Origin of the sequence: Aurantimonas sp. E1-2-R+4 (assembly GCF_036549515.1) — a bacterium.
In the GTDB taxonomy this organism is placed as follows: Bacteria; Pseudomonadota; Alphaproteobacteria; order Rhizobiales; family Rhizobiaceae; genus Aurantimonas; species Aurantimonas coralicida_A.
Genome location: NZ_JAZHLK010000002.1, coordinates 85674 through 99636, shown reverse-complemented (window position 1 = coordinate 99636; position 13963 = coordinate 85674). Strand labels below are relative to the sequence as shown.

Sequence of the window (13963 nt, the reverse complement as noted above, 5' to 3'; positions counted from 1 at the left end):
TGAAGGCGTCGGCACCGAGTGCTTGAACAAGGCTCGAAGCGGACGGCCGTAGACGGCATATGCCGTGGAAAGGAATCTCATGACCCAGACGCCAGAACGCCAAGGAGCCGGAGAGGCTTTGTATCCGGTCCTGCCGTTGCGCGATATCGTCGTGTTCCCGCACATGATCGTTCCGCTGTTCGTCGGTCGGGAAAAATCGATCAAGGCGCTTGAAGAGGTGATGGGCGCCGACAAGCAGATCCTGCTTGCGACGCAGAAGAATGCCAGCGACGAAGATCCGGCGCCCGACGCAATCTATGACGTCGGCACCGTCGCCAACGTCCTGCAACTGCTGAAGCTGCCGGACGGGACGGTCAAGGTTCTCGTCGAGGGCATCGGCCGCGCGCACATCGACACCTTTACTCCCCGCACCGAGTGGCACGAGGCCTCCGCGCGCATCATCGAGGAGGCTGAGGAGGACCCCGTCGAGATCGAGGCGCTGGCGCGTTCGGTCGTGTCGGAGTTCGAGAACTACGTCAAACTGAACAAGAAAATCTCGCCCGAGGTCGTCGGAGCGGCCGGCCAGATCGAGGATTACTCGAAGCTCGCCGATACGGTGGCGTCGCATCTGGCGATCAAGATTTCCGAAAAGCAGGACATGCTGACCCTGGTCAGCGTGCGCGAGCGGCTGGAAAAAGCGCTCGGCTTCATGGAATCGGAAATTTCGGTGCTGCAGGTCGAAAAACGCATCCGCTCGCGCGTCAAGCGTCAGATGGAGAAGACCCAGCGCGAATATTACCTCAACGAGCAGATGAAGGCGATCCAGAAGGAGCTCGGCGACGGCGAGGAAGGCCGCGACGAGATGGCCGAACTGGAGGAGCGGATCAAGAAGACCAAGCTCTCCAAGGAGGCGCGCGAAAAAGCCAACGCCGAGATGAAGAAGCTCAAGCAGATGTCGCCGATGTCTGCCGAGTCGACCGTGGTGCGCAATTATCTCGACTGGCTGCTCGGTCTTCCGTGGGGCATCAAGTCGCGGGCCAAGATCGACCTGAAGAAGGCCGAGGAAATCCTCGACGGCGATCATTATGGACTCGAAAAGGTCAAGGAGCGGATCGTCGAGTATCTCGCTGTGCAAAGCCGGCAGTCGAAGCTGAAGGGCCCGATCCTCTGCCTGGTCGGCCCTCCGGGCGTCGGCAAGACCTCGCTCGCGAAGTCCATCGCCAAGGCGACCGGGCGCGAATATGTGCGCATGGCGCTCGGCGGCGTACGCGACGAGGCCGAGATTCGCGGTCATCGGCGCACCTATATCGGCTCGATGCCCGGCAAGGTCATCCAGTCGATGAAGAAGGCCAAGAAGACCAATCCGCTGTTCCTCTTCGACGAAATCGACAAGATGGGCACCGATTTCCGCGGCGATCCGTCGTCGGCGCTTCTGGAGGTGCTCGATCCGGAGCAGAACTCGACCTTCATGGATCACTATCTCGAGGTGGAATATGACCTGTCCTCGACGATGTTCGTGACCACGGCGAACACGATGAATATTCCCGGTCCCCTGCTGGATCGTATGGAGGTCATCCGGATCGCCGGCTACACCGAGGACGAGAAGGTCGAGATTGCCCGGCGGCACCTGTTGCCGAAGGCGATTCGCGATCACGCGTTGAAGGAGGAGGAATTCTCCGTCAGCGCCGACGCTCTGCACGAGATCGCCAGGCGCTACACCCGTGAGGCCGGCGTTCGTAATTTCGAGCGCGAGCTGATGACGCTTGCCCGCAAGGCCGTGACGCAGATTCTCAAGGGCGAAGCCACCAAGGTGGAGGTCACCGCGGCCAATATCGGCGACTTCCTCGGCGTGCCGAGGTATCGCTACGGCGAAGCCGAACTCGAGGATCAGGTCGGTGTGGTCACGGGGCTTGCCTGGACGGAGGCCGGTGGCGAATTGCTGACGATCGAGGGCGTGATGATGCCCGGCAAGGGCAAGATGACCGTGACCGGCAACCTCAAGGAGGTGATGAAGGAGTCGATCTCCGCCGCCGCTTCCTATGTCCGTTCGCGGGCGCTGGATTACGGCATCAAGCCGCCCTTGTTCGAAAAGCGCGACATCCACGTCCACGTGCCGGAAGGCGCTACGCCGAAGGATGGCCCGTCGGCTGGCACGGCGATGGCGACCGCCATCGTCTCAGTGATGACCGGCATACCGGTTCGCAGGGATATCGCCATGACCGGCGAAATCACCCTGCGCGGCAGGGTGTTGCCGATCGGCGGCCTGAAGGAGAAGCTGTTGGCGGCGCTGCGCGGCGGCATCAAGAAGGTCTTGATACCGGAGGAGAACGCCAAAGACCTCGCGGAGATCCCGGACAACGTCAAGAATCAGCTCGAGATCGTGCCGGTGGCGCGTATGGGCGAGGTGCTGAAGCACGCGCTCGTCAGGGAGTTGACGCCGGTCGAATGGTCGGAGGTCGACGAGCCCATGACGGGCCGCGCCGACGTCGAGGACGGCGCCACGGCTGTTGCCCACTAGGCGCACCGTTAAGATTTGTTGAAAATGCCGCCAATTTTGGCGGCATTTTTTTTGCAAAGCCCGCGAAATCGGGCATCTTGCCGTTGCCGAAGGCGTTTCGATCCGCGAAGGTCGCGCACCGTGCTCACGGAGTCGTTATTGCCAAAGAATCAGGAGGGTATCCTAATGAACAAAAATGAGCTCGTTTCTGCTGTCGCGGAAAAGTCTGAACTGTCTAAACAGCAGGCTAGCTCCGCAGTGGACGCTGTCTTCGAAGCTATTCAGGGGACGATGGCCAAAGGCGATGATATTCGTCTGGTCGGCTTCGGGACGTTTTCCGTGTCCCACCGCGCCGCATCGAAGGGGCGCAACCCGTCGACTGGCGCCGAGGTCGACATCCCGGCGCGCAACGTGCCGAAATTCGCGGCCGGCAAGGGTCTCAAGGACGCCGTCAACAACCGCTAACGATTACATCTCGAGATGTCTCAAATGTCGGCCGGGCGTCAGCGCCCGGCCGAAATGCGTTCGGGCCGTCGTGTGCGGTTGACGGACCAGTCCGATATTCAGGAATCGCGGGATGTGACTAAAGCGCTGCCGGCCGTGCGGCGAGTCCGTGATCGCGTGGCGGTCGGGCTTCGCCTCAATCCTCGATCCCCCCGGGCGGAGCAGGCAGGGGGCTCGCGACGGCGAAGCGCTGAGGGTGCCCACGCCCGAATCGGACGGCTGCGTCTTGACGCGTCGGGAACCATGGTGGGCGATGAGAGACTCGAACTCCCGACATCCTCGGTGTAAACGAGGCGCTCTACCAACTGAGCTAATCGCCCGCCGATGCTTCGTCTAAGCGTTCGAGGTCTCGCTGGCAAGCAGGTCAGTGTGCGCGAACAGGCAAACAAGCCCGATAAAAGGGGCGATTTTATCTGTTCGTGGCCTACGGCCGCAACAGCGGCAATGACCGGTATCGCGAGCGTCCCGAACTTCCTGCGAACTGCCCGAGAAACTTTGCCCGGTTCTGCTTGACAGCATAGGGGGATGCCCGTAAACGACCGCCTCACAAGCCGCATCGAGCGGCCGAGCGCGGGTGTAGCTCAGTCGGTTAGAGTGCCGGCCTGTCACGCCGGAGGTCGCGGGTTCGAGTCCCGTCACTCGCGCCATTTTTATTCAGAACAATCGAGATCGATGCCGAATCCCCTGATGGGAAATCGGCATTATGCTCGCCGCAGCGGTTCGCGCCGCCTCGGCGCTCAAATCCCCGATCCGGCCTCCTCCTGAAAATCGCTTTCGAGGGCCGGCTCCGGCCAGTCGACAGCGGGATCGCTTGCGGTTTTTCCAGACGGCGGCGCCGGCATCGGCATCCAGGCCAAGAGTTCGTCGTCCTGATAGGTGACCGGGAACTGGGGATCGCAATCCGTAGCGATCCAGCATTTTTCCGAGGCGTTGCGGGGCGTCGTCCAGCGCACCGTGTCGACTTCCGCCGGGCCTTGTTCGCTCGCCCGAAGCGTCACGAGAATGCGGTTGCCATCGCGTTGCGCGCTTCGCATCGACTGCCATTGCGGCGTCTCACCGGGGGTCATCGCTCTCTCCGTCGTTGCTGCGCCAGAAGTTTGCCGACGCACCTCGCATTCGGCCAGCCGCGCACCGCGACCGCCGGCCCGATCGCCAATCTAGCTTCTGCCTGGGCGTGAACACCAGAGGCCACACGCCCGCGCTTTCCACGCCTCAAGCGTTGATCGCCGGTTGCATCGCGATCGGTCCTCGACCATCGGGTCCAGAAGCCTTGCCTCGACAGAAGGAAGGCGATAATCCTCGCCGCAATGCGAAGAAGCGCCCGGTCTCTTCGCCGCATTGAACAGCGATCGGGAGGCATGATGCCGTGTGCCGCGGTGGCATCATGCGGTGGCGGTCGTCGTCAGGACCGTCGCGATTTTCAAGCTGTCCGTCAGGGATTGGAATATCGAGATGCCGGAGTTGCTTGCATCCTACCTGCCGATCGTCATCTTCGTCGGTGTCGCCCTCGTCATCGGTCTGGCGCTTCTGGTGTCGCCGTTTTTGCTCGCCTTCAAGGCGCCTGACGACGAAAAGCTCTCCGCCTACGAGTGCGGCTTCGACGCTTTCGATGATTCGCGAATGAAATTCGACGTGCGATTCTACCTCGTGTCGATCCTTTTCATCATCTTCGACCTGGAAGTCGCGTTCCTGTTTCCCTGGGCCGCGAGCTTCGGAACCCTTGGCTGGTTCGGCTTCTGGTCGATGATGGTCTTCCTCGGGGTGCTGACGGTTGGCTTCATTTACGAGTGGAAGAAGGGGGCCCTGGAATGGGATTGAGTGACGGTTTCCGGCCGCTCGTGGCGCACGCGCCGTCGACCGGGGTTGCGAGCGCGGGCGCCGTCGCCCCCACGCATGACCCGTTCGTCACCGACATCAACAATGAGTTGGCCGACAAGGGCTTTCTGGTCACCTCGACCGATGATCTCATCCAGTGGGCCCGGACCGGCTCGCTGATGTGGATGACCTTCGGGCTCGCCTGCTGCGCCGTCGAGATGATGCAGATGTCGATGCCGCGCTACGACGCCGAACGATTCGGCTTCGCGCCGCGCGCCTCGCCGCGTCAGTCCGATGTGATGATCGTCGCCGGCACGTTGACCAACAAGATGGCGCCCGCGCTGCGCAAGGTCTACGACCAGATGCCGGAGCCGCGTTATGTCATCTCGATGGGCTCCTGCGCCAATGGCGGGGGCTACTACCACTACTCCTATTCCGTGGTCCGCGGCTGCGACCGGATCGTGCCGGTGGACATTTACGTTCCCGGTTGTCCGCCGACCGCCGAGGCGCTGCTTTACGGAGTGCTTCTGCTGCAAAAGAAAATCCGCCGCACCGGCACCATCGAGCGCTGAGGTTGACGATTGTGATGCGCGAATTCGCGACCGAGGATTTGGCCGACTACGTGGCCGAAACGCTGGGCGACAGTCTCGTCGAGCACCAGATGGCGTATGGCGAACTGACGCTGGTCGTCGCGCCCGGGGATATCTTGAGCGTGCTGACATTCCTGCGCGACGATCCGCAGACCCAGTTCGTCAATCTGACGGACATTTGCGGGGTGGATTATCCGGAGCGGGAAAAGCGTTTCGATGTCGTCTACCATCTGCTGTCGCCGCGGCAGAATCAGCGCATCCGGGTAAAGGTGCGGGTCGGGGAGGACGATCCCGTCCCGTCTATCTGCGACGTTTTCGCCGGGTCCGACTGGTTCGAGCGCGAGGCCTATGATTTCTACGGCATTCTGTTCACCGGTCATCCCGACCTTCGCCGCATTCTCACGGATTACGGCTTCGAGGGGCATCCGCTGCGCAAGGACTTCCCGCTGACGGGCTTCGTCGAGGTGCGTTACGACGAGGAGAAGAAGCAGGTAGTCTACGAGCCGGTCGAACTCAGGCAGGAGTTTCGCAATTTCGACTTCCTCTCTCCGTGGGAGGGAACGGAATACGTCTTGCCGGGCGACGAGAAGGCTAAACCGAGCTGAGGCCGAAGATATGAGTGAGGCATTACTCGGCGGATGTCTGTGCGGCGCGGCGCGATTCTCGGCGGTTCTGCAAAAAATGGAAATGGATGTCTGTCATTGCCGCATGTGCCAGAAGTGGAGCGGTGGTGTTTTTATGGCCGTTCCTTGCACGGATGTGGCGATCGAGGACGAGACGCAATTCGGCGTCTATGTTTCGTCGGACTGGGCCGAGCGTCTGTTCTGCAAGAGCTGCGGATCGAGTCTCCTCTGGCGACTGCGGGACGGCGGTCACGTGGCCGTTTCCATGCAGAGCTTCGACGATGCATCGCGCTTTGCGTTCACCGAGGAAATCTTTATCGACGAGAAGCCTGAGACTTACCGCTTCGCCGACGCGACGCGTAAGATGACCGGGGCGGAAGTCGTGGCAGCCTTCGCTGCCGGGCAGGATAGCTAGACATGGCCGAGATCGACGTCCGCAACTTCAACATCAATTTCGGGCCGCAGCACCCGGCCGCCCACGGCGTTCTCCGGCTGGTGCTGGAACTCGACGGCGAGGTGGTGAAGCGGGTCGATCCGCATATCGGGCTTTTGCATCGCGGCACCGAGAAGCTGATCGAACACAAGACCTATCTCCAGGCGATTCCCTATTTCGACCGGCTCGACTACGTCGCGCCGATGAACCAGGAGCATGCCTTCTGTCTCGCCATCGAGCGGCTGGCGGAGGTCAGTGTGCCCCGGCGCGGTCAGCTGATTCGGGTGCTCTATAGCGAAATCGGCCGCATTCTCTCGCATCTTCTCAACGTGACGACCCAGGCCATGGACGTCGGCGCACTGACGCCGCCGCTCTGGGGTTTCGAGGAGCGCGAGAAGCTGATGGTGTTCTATGAACGCGCGTCCGGCTCGCGCATGCATGCGGCCTATTTCCGGCCGGGCGGCGTGCACCAGGACCTGCCGCAGCAGCTCGTCGACGACATTGGTGCCTGGTGCGATCCTTTCCTGAAGGTCTGCGACGACATCGAAGGCCTGCTGACCGACAACCGCATCTTCAAGCAGCGCAATGTCGACATCGGCGTCATCGGCCTCGACGATGCTTGGGCGCTCGGCTTTTCCGGCGTGATGGTACGCGGCTCGGGCGCGGCCTGGGATTTGCGCAAGTCGCAGCCTTACGAGTGCTACGACGAGATGGATTTCGACATCCCCATCGGCAAGAACGGCGACTGCTACGACCGCTATCTCATCCGTATGGTCGAGATGCGCGAATCGGTGAAGATCATGAAGCAGTGCATCGAGCTGCTGTCGGGCCCCGAGCGCGTCGGTCCGGTCTCGTCGGCCGAAGGCAAAGTCGTTCCGCCGTCGCGTGGCCAGATGAAGCGCTCGATGGAAGCGCTGATCCATCACTTCAAGCTCTACACCGAGGGCTTTCACGTGCCGGCGGGTGAGGTCTATGCCGCGGTCGAGGCGCCGAAGGGCGAGTTCGGCGTCTATCTGGTCGCGGACGGGAGCAACAAGCCGCATCGCTGCAAGATCAAGGCGCCGGGCTTCGCCCACCTCCAGGCGATGGACGTGATGTGCAGGGGACACATGCTCGCCGATGTCTCGGCTATTCTCGGCTCGCTTGATATCGTCTTTGGCGAGGTCGACCGCTGATCACAAGGCACCGCCGATTGTCAGCGGCGAGCCACTTCTGGACATCTGAATCGTCGCCGCCCGGACAATCGGGCGACAGCGGAATCATACGGGTTAAAGTCACTGGCCTTTTGCCGATCGTGTGATAGAACGCACCGCAATATCGCATGTAGAACCGCTTCTAGAGTCGAGGTCCGATGTCTGTCAGACGTCTCGCGGAAGATGCCATCCAGCCCAAGAGCTTCGCCTTCACCGACGAAAACACGGCTTGGGCACAGGCGACGATCCGTAAATATCCGGAGGGTCGTCAGCAGTCGGCAGTGATTCCTCTTCTGATGCGCGCACAGGAACAAGAAGGCTGGGTCACCAAGTCCGCGATCGTCCATATCGCCGACATGCTGGCGATGCCCTTGATCCGCGTGCTCGAGGTCGCGACCTTCTACACGCAGTTTCAATTGAAACCGGTCGGCACAAGGGCGCATGTCCAAGTCTGCGGTACGACCCCCTGCATGTTGCGCGGCGCGGAAGATTTGAAGGCCGTCTGCCGGTCGAAGATCCATCCCGAACCCTTCCATGCCAACGAGTCGGGAACGCTTTCGTGGGAAGAGGTCGAGTGCCTCGGCGCCTGCGTCAACGCGCCGATGGTGATGGTCTCCGAGGATACTTTCGAGGATCTGACACCGGAGCGACTTGAGGAGATCATCGATCTTTTCGAGGCGGGGCGCGGCGGGGAAGTCGAGCCGGGACCGCAGAACGGACGCCATCTGTCGGCTCCGATCGGCGGTCTGACGAGCCTGACTGGCGATTACGACGATCTGATCAAGGATTTGCCGGCTGATAAGCCTCGGGCGTCCGAGGCATCCGCGCCGGCGCGCGGTAAGGCGGGTGGGCAGGCTATCTCCACCGCCGCTTCCAATGCCGGCAGGCCGAACACGGACGCTGCGGAAACCGATCCGACCATCGCGGCCCCGGGCAAAGCCAGCGGCGACAAGACGCCGCCATCGGCCGAGAAGCATGTCAGTGACGATCTGGTCGCCAACGGCCATCGACCGGGCTCGGGCCGTACCGGCGGAGCCGTCGACGGCGCGACCGGAGAAGCCCAGCGAGACGCCGCCGAAGCCGATCAGGTTTCGGCTGACACGCCGGCAGCCACGGCGCCGACCGGCGGGACGCTCCGCCAGAAGGAAGCCGCTGCCCGCGCGGCGACGGTCCCGGACGTCGCGCTGACTCCGAGCGATAAGTCCAAAGAGCCGGGCGCCACAGACGCGACGATCGATCTCTCCGGAAAAGACGGCGGCGCAAAGCTGGAGGGCCAGCGCCGGACGACCTCCGATACCAGTTCCGGGCCCATGGATGGGGCCGCCGCAGGAATTGCCGCGCAGGCGAGCCAACCCGGCGAGAAGCCCGCAGGTCTCCTGAGCGCGCCGGAGGGCACGCCGGACGATCTGAAGCAGATCAAGGGCATCGGTCCGGTGATCGAGGCCAAGTTGAACGAACTCGGTGTCTTTCATCTCCGGCAGATCGCAAAATGGCGGGAGTCCGAGCTTGTCTGGGTCGACGATTATCTGAATTTCCGTGGCCGCGCCGTTCGTGACGGCTGGACCGCTCAGGCCAAGGCCTTACAGGCCGCGGCTGCGCGCGCTCCGGGCCGGGAATGATGCGGACGAGGAGACACTAGATGCTTCAGGACAAGGACCGCATTTTCACCAACATTTACGGCCTCAGGGACAAAAACCTGAAGGCCGCGATGAAGCGCGGGCATTTCGACGGCACGGCCGACATCATCGGCAAGGGTCGCGACTGGATCATCAACGAGATGAAGGAATCGGGCCTGCGCGGGCGTGGCGGCGCCGGCTTCCCGACCGGTCTCAAATGGTCGTTCATGCCGAAGGAGCCCGGCGAGCGCCCGCATTATCTCGTCATCAACGCCGACGAATCCGAGCCCGGGACCTGCAAGGACCGGGAGATCATGCGGAACGACCCGTTCACGCTGATCGAGGGGTGCGTCATCGCCGGTTTCGCGATGGGCGCGCACGCCTGTTACATCTACGTTCGCGGCGAGTATATCCGCGAGCGTCAAGCGCTCCAGCGGGCCATCGATGAGTGCTACGAGGCCGGTCTGCTCGGCAAGAACAACAAATGCGACTGGGACTACGACATCATCGTCCATCACGGCGCCGGCGCCTACATCTGCGGTGAGGAAACCGCGCTGCTGGAAAGCCTGGAAGGCAAGAAGGGCCAGCCGCGCCTCAAGCCGCCTTTCCCGGCCAATGTCGGGCTCTATGGCTGCCCGACCACGGTGAACAACGTCGAGTCGATCGCGGTCGCGCCGACCATCCTCAGGCGCGGCGGTGGCTGGTTCGCCGGTATCGGCCGGCAGAACAACACCGGCACCAAGCTCTTCTGCATCTCCGGCCATGTCGAACGGCCTTGCACGGTGGAGGAGGCGATGGGCATCTCCTTCCGCGAACTGATCGAGAAGCATTGCGGCGGCGTTCGCGGCGGCTGGGACAATCTCTTGGCGGTTATCCCCGGCGGATCATCCGTGCCGCTGGTTCCGGGCGAGGACATCATCGACGCCCCGATGGATTTCGACGGGCTACGCGACATCAAGACCTCGCTCGGCACCGCCGCGGTGATCGTCATGGATCGCTCCACCGACATCGTGAAGGCGATCGCCCGCATCTCGTATTTCTACAAGCATGAGAGCTGCGGCCAGTGTACGCCCTGCCGCGAGGGCACCGGCTGGATGTGGCGGGTGATGGAGCGCATGGTCACCGGCAATGCCCAGAAGCGCGAAATCGACATGCTGCTCGATGTGACCAAGCAGGTCGAGGGCCATACGATCTGCGCGCTTGGCGACGCGGCGGCCTGGCCGATCCAGGGGCTGGTGCGCCATTTCCGCGCCGAGATCGAGCGGCGGATCGACGAGTTCTCGCGCAATGCCGACGCCGATCGCCGGCCCGTGCTCGAAGCGGCGGAATAAGCAGGATAGGTCCATGACCAAACTCAAAGTCGACGGCAAAGAGATCGAGGTCCCAGACCACTACACGCTGCTGCAGGCGGCGGAGGAGGCGGGGGCCGAGATTCCGCGCTTCTGCTTCCATGAACGGCTGTCGATCGCCGGCAATTGCCGCATGTGCCTCGTCGAGGTGAAGGGCGGACCGCCGAAGCCCGCCGCCTCCTGCGCCATGGGTGTCCGCGATATGCGGCCGGGACCAAACGGCGAATTGCCGGAGGTCTTCACCAACACGCCGATGGTCAAGAAGGCCCGCGAAGGCGTGATGGAGTTCTTGCTGATCAACCATCCGCTGGACTGCCCGATCTGCGATCAGGGCGGCGAATGCGACCTGCAGGACCAGGCCATGGCCTTTGGTGTCGATTCGTCGCGCTATCGGGAGAACAAGCGCGCGGTCGAGGACAAATATATCGGCCCGCTGGTCAAGACGATCATGACGCGCTGCATCCACTGCACACGCTGCGTCCGCTTCACCACCGAGGTCGCCGGCATTTCCGAGCTAGGCCTCATCGGCCGCGGCGAGGATGCCGAGATCACCACCTTCCTCGAGCAGGCGATGACGTCGGAGCTGCAGGGCAACGTCATCGATCTGTGCCCGGTCGGCGCGCTGACCTCGCGGCCCTACGCATTCCAGGCGCGGCCGTGGGAGCTGACCAAGACCGAGACGATCGACGTGATGGATGCCGTCGGATCGGCGATCCGCGTCGATACGCGCGGTCGCGAGGTCATGCGGATTCTTCCGCGCATCAACGAGGAGATCAACGAGGAGTGGATCTCCGACAAGACCCGCTTCGTCTGGGACGGCCTGCGGACCCAGCGTCTCGACAAGCCCTATGTGCGCGAGAACGGCCGCCTGCGTCCGGCGAGCTGGCAGGAGGCCTTCGCCGCGATCAAGGCCAAGGTCGATGGCGTCGAGGGTGCGCGACTCGGCGCGATCGCGGGCGATCTCGCCGCCGTCGAGGAGATGTGGGCGCTGAAGCGCCTGATCGGCGAGCTCGGCTCGACCAATCTCGACTGCCGCCAGGACGGCGCCAAGCTTAATCCGGCCGACGGCCGCGCCTCCTATCTCTTCAACACGACGATCGCCGGCATCGAGAATGCCGATGCATTGCTGATCGTCGGCGCCAATCCTCGCTTCGAGGCATCGGTGCTTAACGCGCGCATTCGCAAGCGTTGGCGCATGGGCGGCTTCGCCATCGGCGTGATCGGCGAGAATGTCGATCTGCGCTACGAAACCACCTATCTCGGCGCCGGAACCGAAACGTTGTCCGATCTGGGCGCTGCCAATCGCGGCTTCTTCGACACCCTGAAGAATTCCGAGCGCCCGATGATCATCGTCGGTCAGGGCGCGCTCGCCGGCGAGAACGGTGCGGATGTGCTGGCCTCGATCGCCGCGCTGGCGCGCGAAATCGGAGCCATCACCGAGGGCTGGAACGGCTTCAACGTCCTGCATTCTGCGGCATCGCGGGTCGGCGGCCTCGATATCGGCTTCGTGCCGGGTGAGAGCGGCAAGACCACAGCCCAGATGGGCGATGGCGAGGTCGACGTGCTGTTCAATCTCGGTGCCGACGAGATCGAGATCGCAGCCGGGCCCTTCGTCGTCTACATCGGCACCCATGGGGATCGGGGCGCGCACCGCGCCGACGTGATCCTGCCGGGCGCGGCCTACACCGAGAAATCGGGGACCTGGGTCAATGTCGAGGGCAGGGCGCAGACTGGCAGCCGGGCATCCTTCCCGCCCGGCGACGCGCGCGAGGACTGGGCGATCATCCGGGCGCTGTCCGCCGTTCTCGGCAAAACGCTGCCGTTCGATTCGCTTGCGGCGCTGCGGCGCGAACTGTATCAGTCGCACGCCTTCATGCGGTCGGATCGGATCGAGTCGGCCGACCCGGCGGTCATCACCGGACTGGCCGATCGCGCGAAATCGCTGGGCACTGGAATGTTCGCGTCGAATATCGGCGACTTCTACCTGACCAACCCGATCGCCCGCGCGTCGAAGGTGATGGCCGAGTGCTCGCAGCTCGCAATCGCCGAGCACCTCGAAGCGGCAGAATAAAGGACGGCTGGCAGTGGCTGAATTCTTCTCCCTCTATGTCTGGCCGGGCCTGATCATTCTGGCGCAGAGCCTTCTGTTCCTCGTCGTTCTGCTCGTCCTGGTCGCCTATATCCTTTTGGCGGACCGCAAGATCTGGGCTGCGGTCCAGATGCGCCGCGGACCCAATGTCGTCGGTCCTTGGGGGCTGTTCCAGTCCTTCGCCGACCTGTTGAAATTCGTGCTGAAGGAACCGGTGATCCCGGCCAGCGCGGACAAGGTCGTGTTCCTGCTCGCGCCGCTGGTCGCCGTGACGCTGGCGCTTGCCACCTTCGCCGTGGTGCCGGTCGCCGAAGGCTGGGTGATCGCCGACATCAATATCGGCATCCTCTACGTCTTCGCGATCTCCTCGCTGGAGGTTTATGGCGTCATCATGGGCGGTTGGGCGTCGAACTCGAAATACGCCTTCCTCGGCGCGCTGCGGTCCGCCGCGCAGATGGTCTCCTATGAGGTCTCGATCGGCTTCGTCATTGTCACCGTGCTTTTGGCCGTCGGCTCGCTCAATCTCACCGACATCGTGTTGGCCCAGCAGACCGGTCTCGGCACCATGGCCGGCCTGCCGAACACCTTCCTCGACTGGCACTGGCTCGGCCTGTTCCCGATGTTCGTGGTGTTCTTCATCTCTGCGTTGGCCGAGACCAACCGGCCGCCCTTCGACCTGCCGGAGGCCGAATCGGAACTCGTCGCCGGCTTCATGGTCGAATACGGCTCGACCCCGTACATGATGTTCATGCTCGGCGAGTACGCGGCGATTACGCTGATGTGCGCGCTGACGACGATCCTCTTTCTCGGCGGGTGGCTACCGCCCTTCAACTTCGCGCCGTTCACCTGGGTGCCGGGCGTCATCTGGTTCCTGTCCAAGGTCGCGCTGGTCTTTTTCATGTTCGCGATGGTCAAGGCCTTCGTGCCCCGCTACCGCTACGACCAACTGATGCGGCTTGGCTGGAAGGTGTTCCTGCCGATCTCGCTCGCAATGGTGGTGATCGTCGCCTTCGTCGTGCAGTTCATGGGTTGGGGCGCCGCGGCCGCATGACCGATCCGGCGCTCATCGGTGCTCTGGTCGGCCTCGCCATCGGCCTCGCGGACTTCTTCGTGCTTGGCTATGTCATCGACGCTATGGCTCGGCGCCGGCCTTCCGAGCGCGTCGGAGCCGGGGCGGCGCTGAACATTGCCCGCGTTTCGCAGCTCGTTCTCTTCCCGGTTGTCGGCTGGTTCGCCGGCCCGGTCATCGCCTCGAACTTGGGAGGCTAGAGTCTC

The 13963-nt window shown here is 63.0% G+C and carries 13 protein-coding genes and 2 tRNA genes; 13 read left to right on the top strand and 2 right to left on the bottom strand.

Going from position 1 to position 13963, the window contains the following annotated elements:
* The first annotated feature begins 79 nt into the window (after positions 1–79).
* Entirely contained in the window at positions 80–2497 is a 2418-nt protein-coding gene (gene lon, locus VQ045_RS01875) for an endopeptidase La (protein WP_331828967.1), read from the top strand.
* A gap of 24 nt (positions 2498–2521) precedes the next feature.
* Complete coding sequence (locus tag VQ045_RS01870) at positions 2522–2941, top strand: HU family DNA-binding protein (RefSeq protein WP_327622899.1); 420 nt, start codon at positions 2522–2524, stop codon at positions 2939–2941.
* A gap of 283 nt (positions 2942–3224) precedes the next feature.
* On the opposite strand, the gene VQ045_RS01865 is transcribed toward VQ045_RS01870, so the two are convergent.
* Positions 3225–3300: transfer RNA gene (locus VQ045_RS01865), tRNA-Val, on the bottom strand.
* Positions 3301–3550: 250 nt separating this feature from the next.
* Between VQ045_RS01865 and VQ045_RS01860 the strand changes: the two genes are divergently transcribed.
* Positions 3551–3627: transfer RNA gene (locus VQ045_RS01860), tRNA-Asp, on the top strand.
* A 90-nt stretch (positions 3628–3717) separates the two neighbouring features.
* Here the strand turns inward: VQ045_RS01860 and VQ045_RS01855 are convergent.
* Positions 3718–4047 carry a hypothetical protein gene (locus VQ045_RS01855; RefSeq protein ID WP_327622898.1) on the bottom strand — a complete coding sequence of 110 codons (330 nt, stop codon included), beginning with the start codon at positions 4045–4047 and terminating at the stop codon, positions 3718–3720.
* Between the two features lie 385 nt (positions 4048–4432).
* On the opposite strand from VQ045_RS01855, the gene VQ045_RS01850 reads away from it, so the two are divergent.
* The 10 genes from VQ045_RS01850 to VQ045_RS01805 all read left to right on the top strand — a co-directional run bounded on the left by VQ045_RS01850 (position 4433) and on the right by VQ045_RS01805 (position 13957).
* Positions 4433–4798, top strand: a complete 366-nt coding sequence (locus VQ045_RS01850; RefSeq protein WP_206454294.1) for an NADH-quinone oxidoreductase subunit A — start codon at positions 4433–4435, stop codon at positions 4796–4798.
* Positions 4789–5367, top strand: coding sequence for a NuoB/complex I 20 kDa subunit family protein (locus VQ045_RS01845; RefSeq protein ID WP_327622897.1), 579 nt, complete (start codon positions 4789–4791; stop codon positions 5365–5367). The genes VQ045_RS01850 and VQ045_RS01845 overlap by 10 nt, the downstream gene beginning before the upstream one ends.
* A 14-nt stretch (positions 5368–5381) precedes the next feature.
* Positions 5382–5990 carry an NADH-quinone oxidoreductase subunit C gene (locus VQ045_RS01840; RefSeq protein WP_331828966.1) on the top strand — a complete coding sequence of 203 codons (609 nt, stop codon included), beginning with the start codon at positions 5382–5384 and terminating at the stop codon, positions 5988–5990.
* Between the two features lie 10 nt (positions 5991–6000).
* Positions 6001–6423: a GFA family protein gene (locus tag VQ045_RS01835; protein ID WP_331828965.1), complete on the top strand. Its 423-nt coding sequence runs from the start codon at positions 6001–6003 to the stop codon at positions 6421–6423.
* 2 nt (positions 6424–6425) lie between these two features.
* Positions 6426–7616, top strand: coding sequence for an NADH-quinone oxidoreductase subunit D (locus VQ045_RS01830; RefSeq protein ID WP_327645778.1), 1191 nt, complete (start codon positions 6426–6428; stop codon positions 7614–7616).
* A gap of 176 nt (positions 7617–7792) precedes the next feature.
* Positions 7793–9253, top strand: a complete 1461-nt coding sequence (gene nuoE / locus VQ045_RS01825; protein ID WP_331828964.1) for an NADH-quinone oxidoreductase subunit NuoE — start codon at positions 7793–7795, stop codon at positions 9251–9253.
* A 20-nt stretch (positions 9254–9273) separates the two neighbouring features.
* Entirely contained in the window at positions 9274–10581 is a 1308-nt protein-coding gene (nuoF, locus tag VQ045_RS01820) for an NADH-quinone oxidoreductase subunit NuoF (protein ID WP_331828963.1), read from the top strand.
* 13 nt (positions 10582–10594) lie between these two features.
* The gene (gene nuoG, locus VQ045_RS01815; protein WP_331828962.1) at positions 10595–12670 is read left to right on the top strand and encodes an NADH-quinone oxidoreductase subunit NuoG; all 2076 of its coding nucleotides are present in this window, start codon (positions 10595–10597) and stop codon (positions 12668–12670) included.
* Positions 12671–12683: 13 nt separating this feature from the next.
* Positions 12684–13739, top strand: a complete 1056-nt coding sequence (gene nuoH / locus VQ045_RS01810; protein WP_327645772.1) for an NADH-quinone oxidoreductase subunit NuoH — start codon at positions 12684–12686, stop codon at positions 13737–13739.
* Complete coding sequence (locus tag VQ045_RS01805; RefSeq protein ID WP_327622890.1) at positions 13736–13957, top strand: hypothetical protein; 222 nt, start codon at positions 13736–13738, stop codon at positions 13955–13957. Before nuoH ends, VQ045_RS01805 begins: the two co-directional genes overlap by 4 nt.
* Positions 13958–13963 lie beyond the last annotated feature (6 nt).

Excerpts from the sequence above, each read along its gene's own strand:
- lon (WP_331828967.1), top strand. The coding sequence starts at position 80 with ATGACCCAGACGCCAGAACGCCAAGGAGCCGGAGAGGCTTTGTATCCG.
- VQ045_RS01870 (WP_327622899.1), top strand. The coding sequence starts at position 2,522 with ATGCCGCCAATTTTGGCGGCATTTTTTTTGCAAAGCCCGCGAAATCGG.
- VQ045_RS01855 (WP_327622898.1), bottom strand. The coding sequence starts at position 4,047 with ATGACCCCCGGTGAGACGCCGCAATGGCAGTCGATGCGAAGCGCGCAA.
- VQ045_RS01850 (WP_206454294.1), top strand. The coding sequence starts at position 4,433 with ATGCCGGAGTTGCTTGCATCCTACCTGCCGATCGTCATCTTCGTCGGT.
- VQ045_RS01845 (WP_327622897.1), top strand. The coding sequence starts at position 4,789 with ATGGGATTGAGTGACGGTTTCCGGCCGCTCGTGGCGCACGCGCCGTCG.
- VQ045_RS01840 (WP_331828966.1), top strand. The coding sequence starts at position 5,382 with ATGCGCGAATTCGCGACCGAGGATTTGGCCGACTACGTGGCCGAAACG.
- VQ045_RS01835 (WP_331828965.1), top strand. The coding sequence starts at position 6,001 with ATGAGTGAGGCATTACTCGGCGGATGTCTGTGCGGCGCGGCGCGATTC.
- VQ045_RS01830 (WP_327645778.1), top strand. The coding sequence starts at position 6,426 with ATGGCCGAGATCGACGTCCGCAACTTCAACATCAATTTCGGGCCGCAG.
- nuoE (WP_331828964.1), top strand. The coding sequence starts at position 7,793 with ATGTCTGTCAGACGTCTCGCGGAAGATGCCATCCAGCCCAAGAGCTTC.
- nuoF (WP_331828963.1), top strand. The coding sequence starts at position 9,274 with ATGCTTCAGGACAAGGACCGCATTTTCACCAACATTTACGGCCTCAGG.
- nuoG (WP_331828962.1), top strand. The coding sequence starts at position 10,595 with ATGACCAAACTCAAAGTCGACGGCAAAGAGATCGAGGTCCCAGACCAC.
- VQ045_RS01805 (WP_327622890.1), top strand. The coding sequence starts at position 13,736 with ATGACCGATCCGGCGCTCATCGGTGCTCTGGTCGGCCTCGCCATCGGC.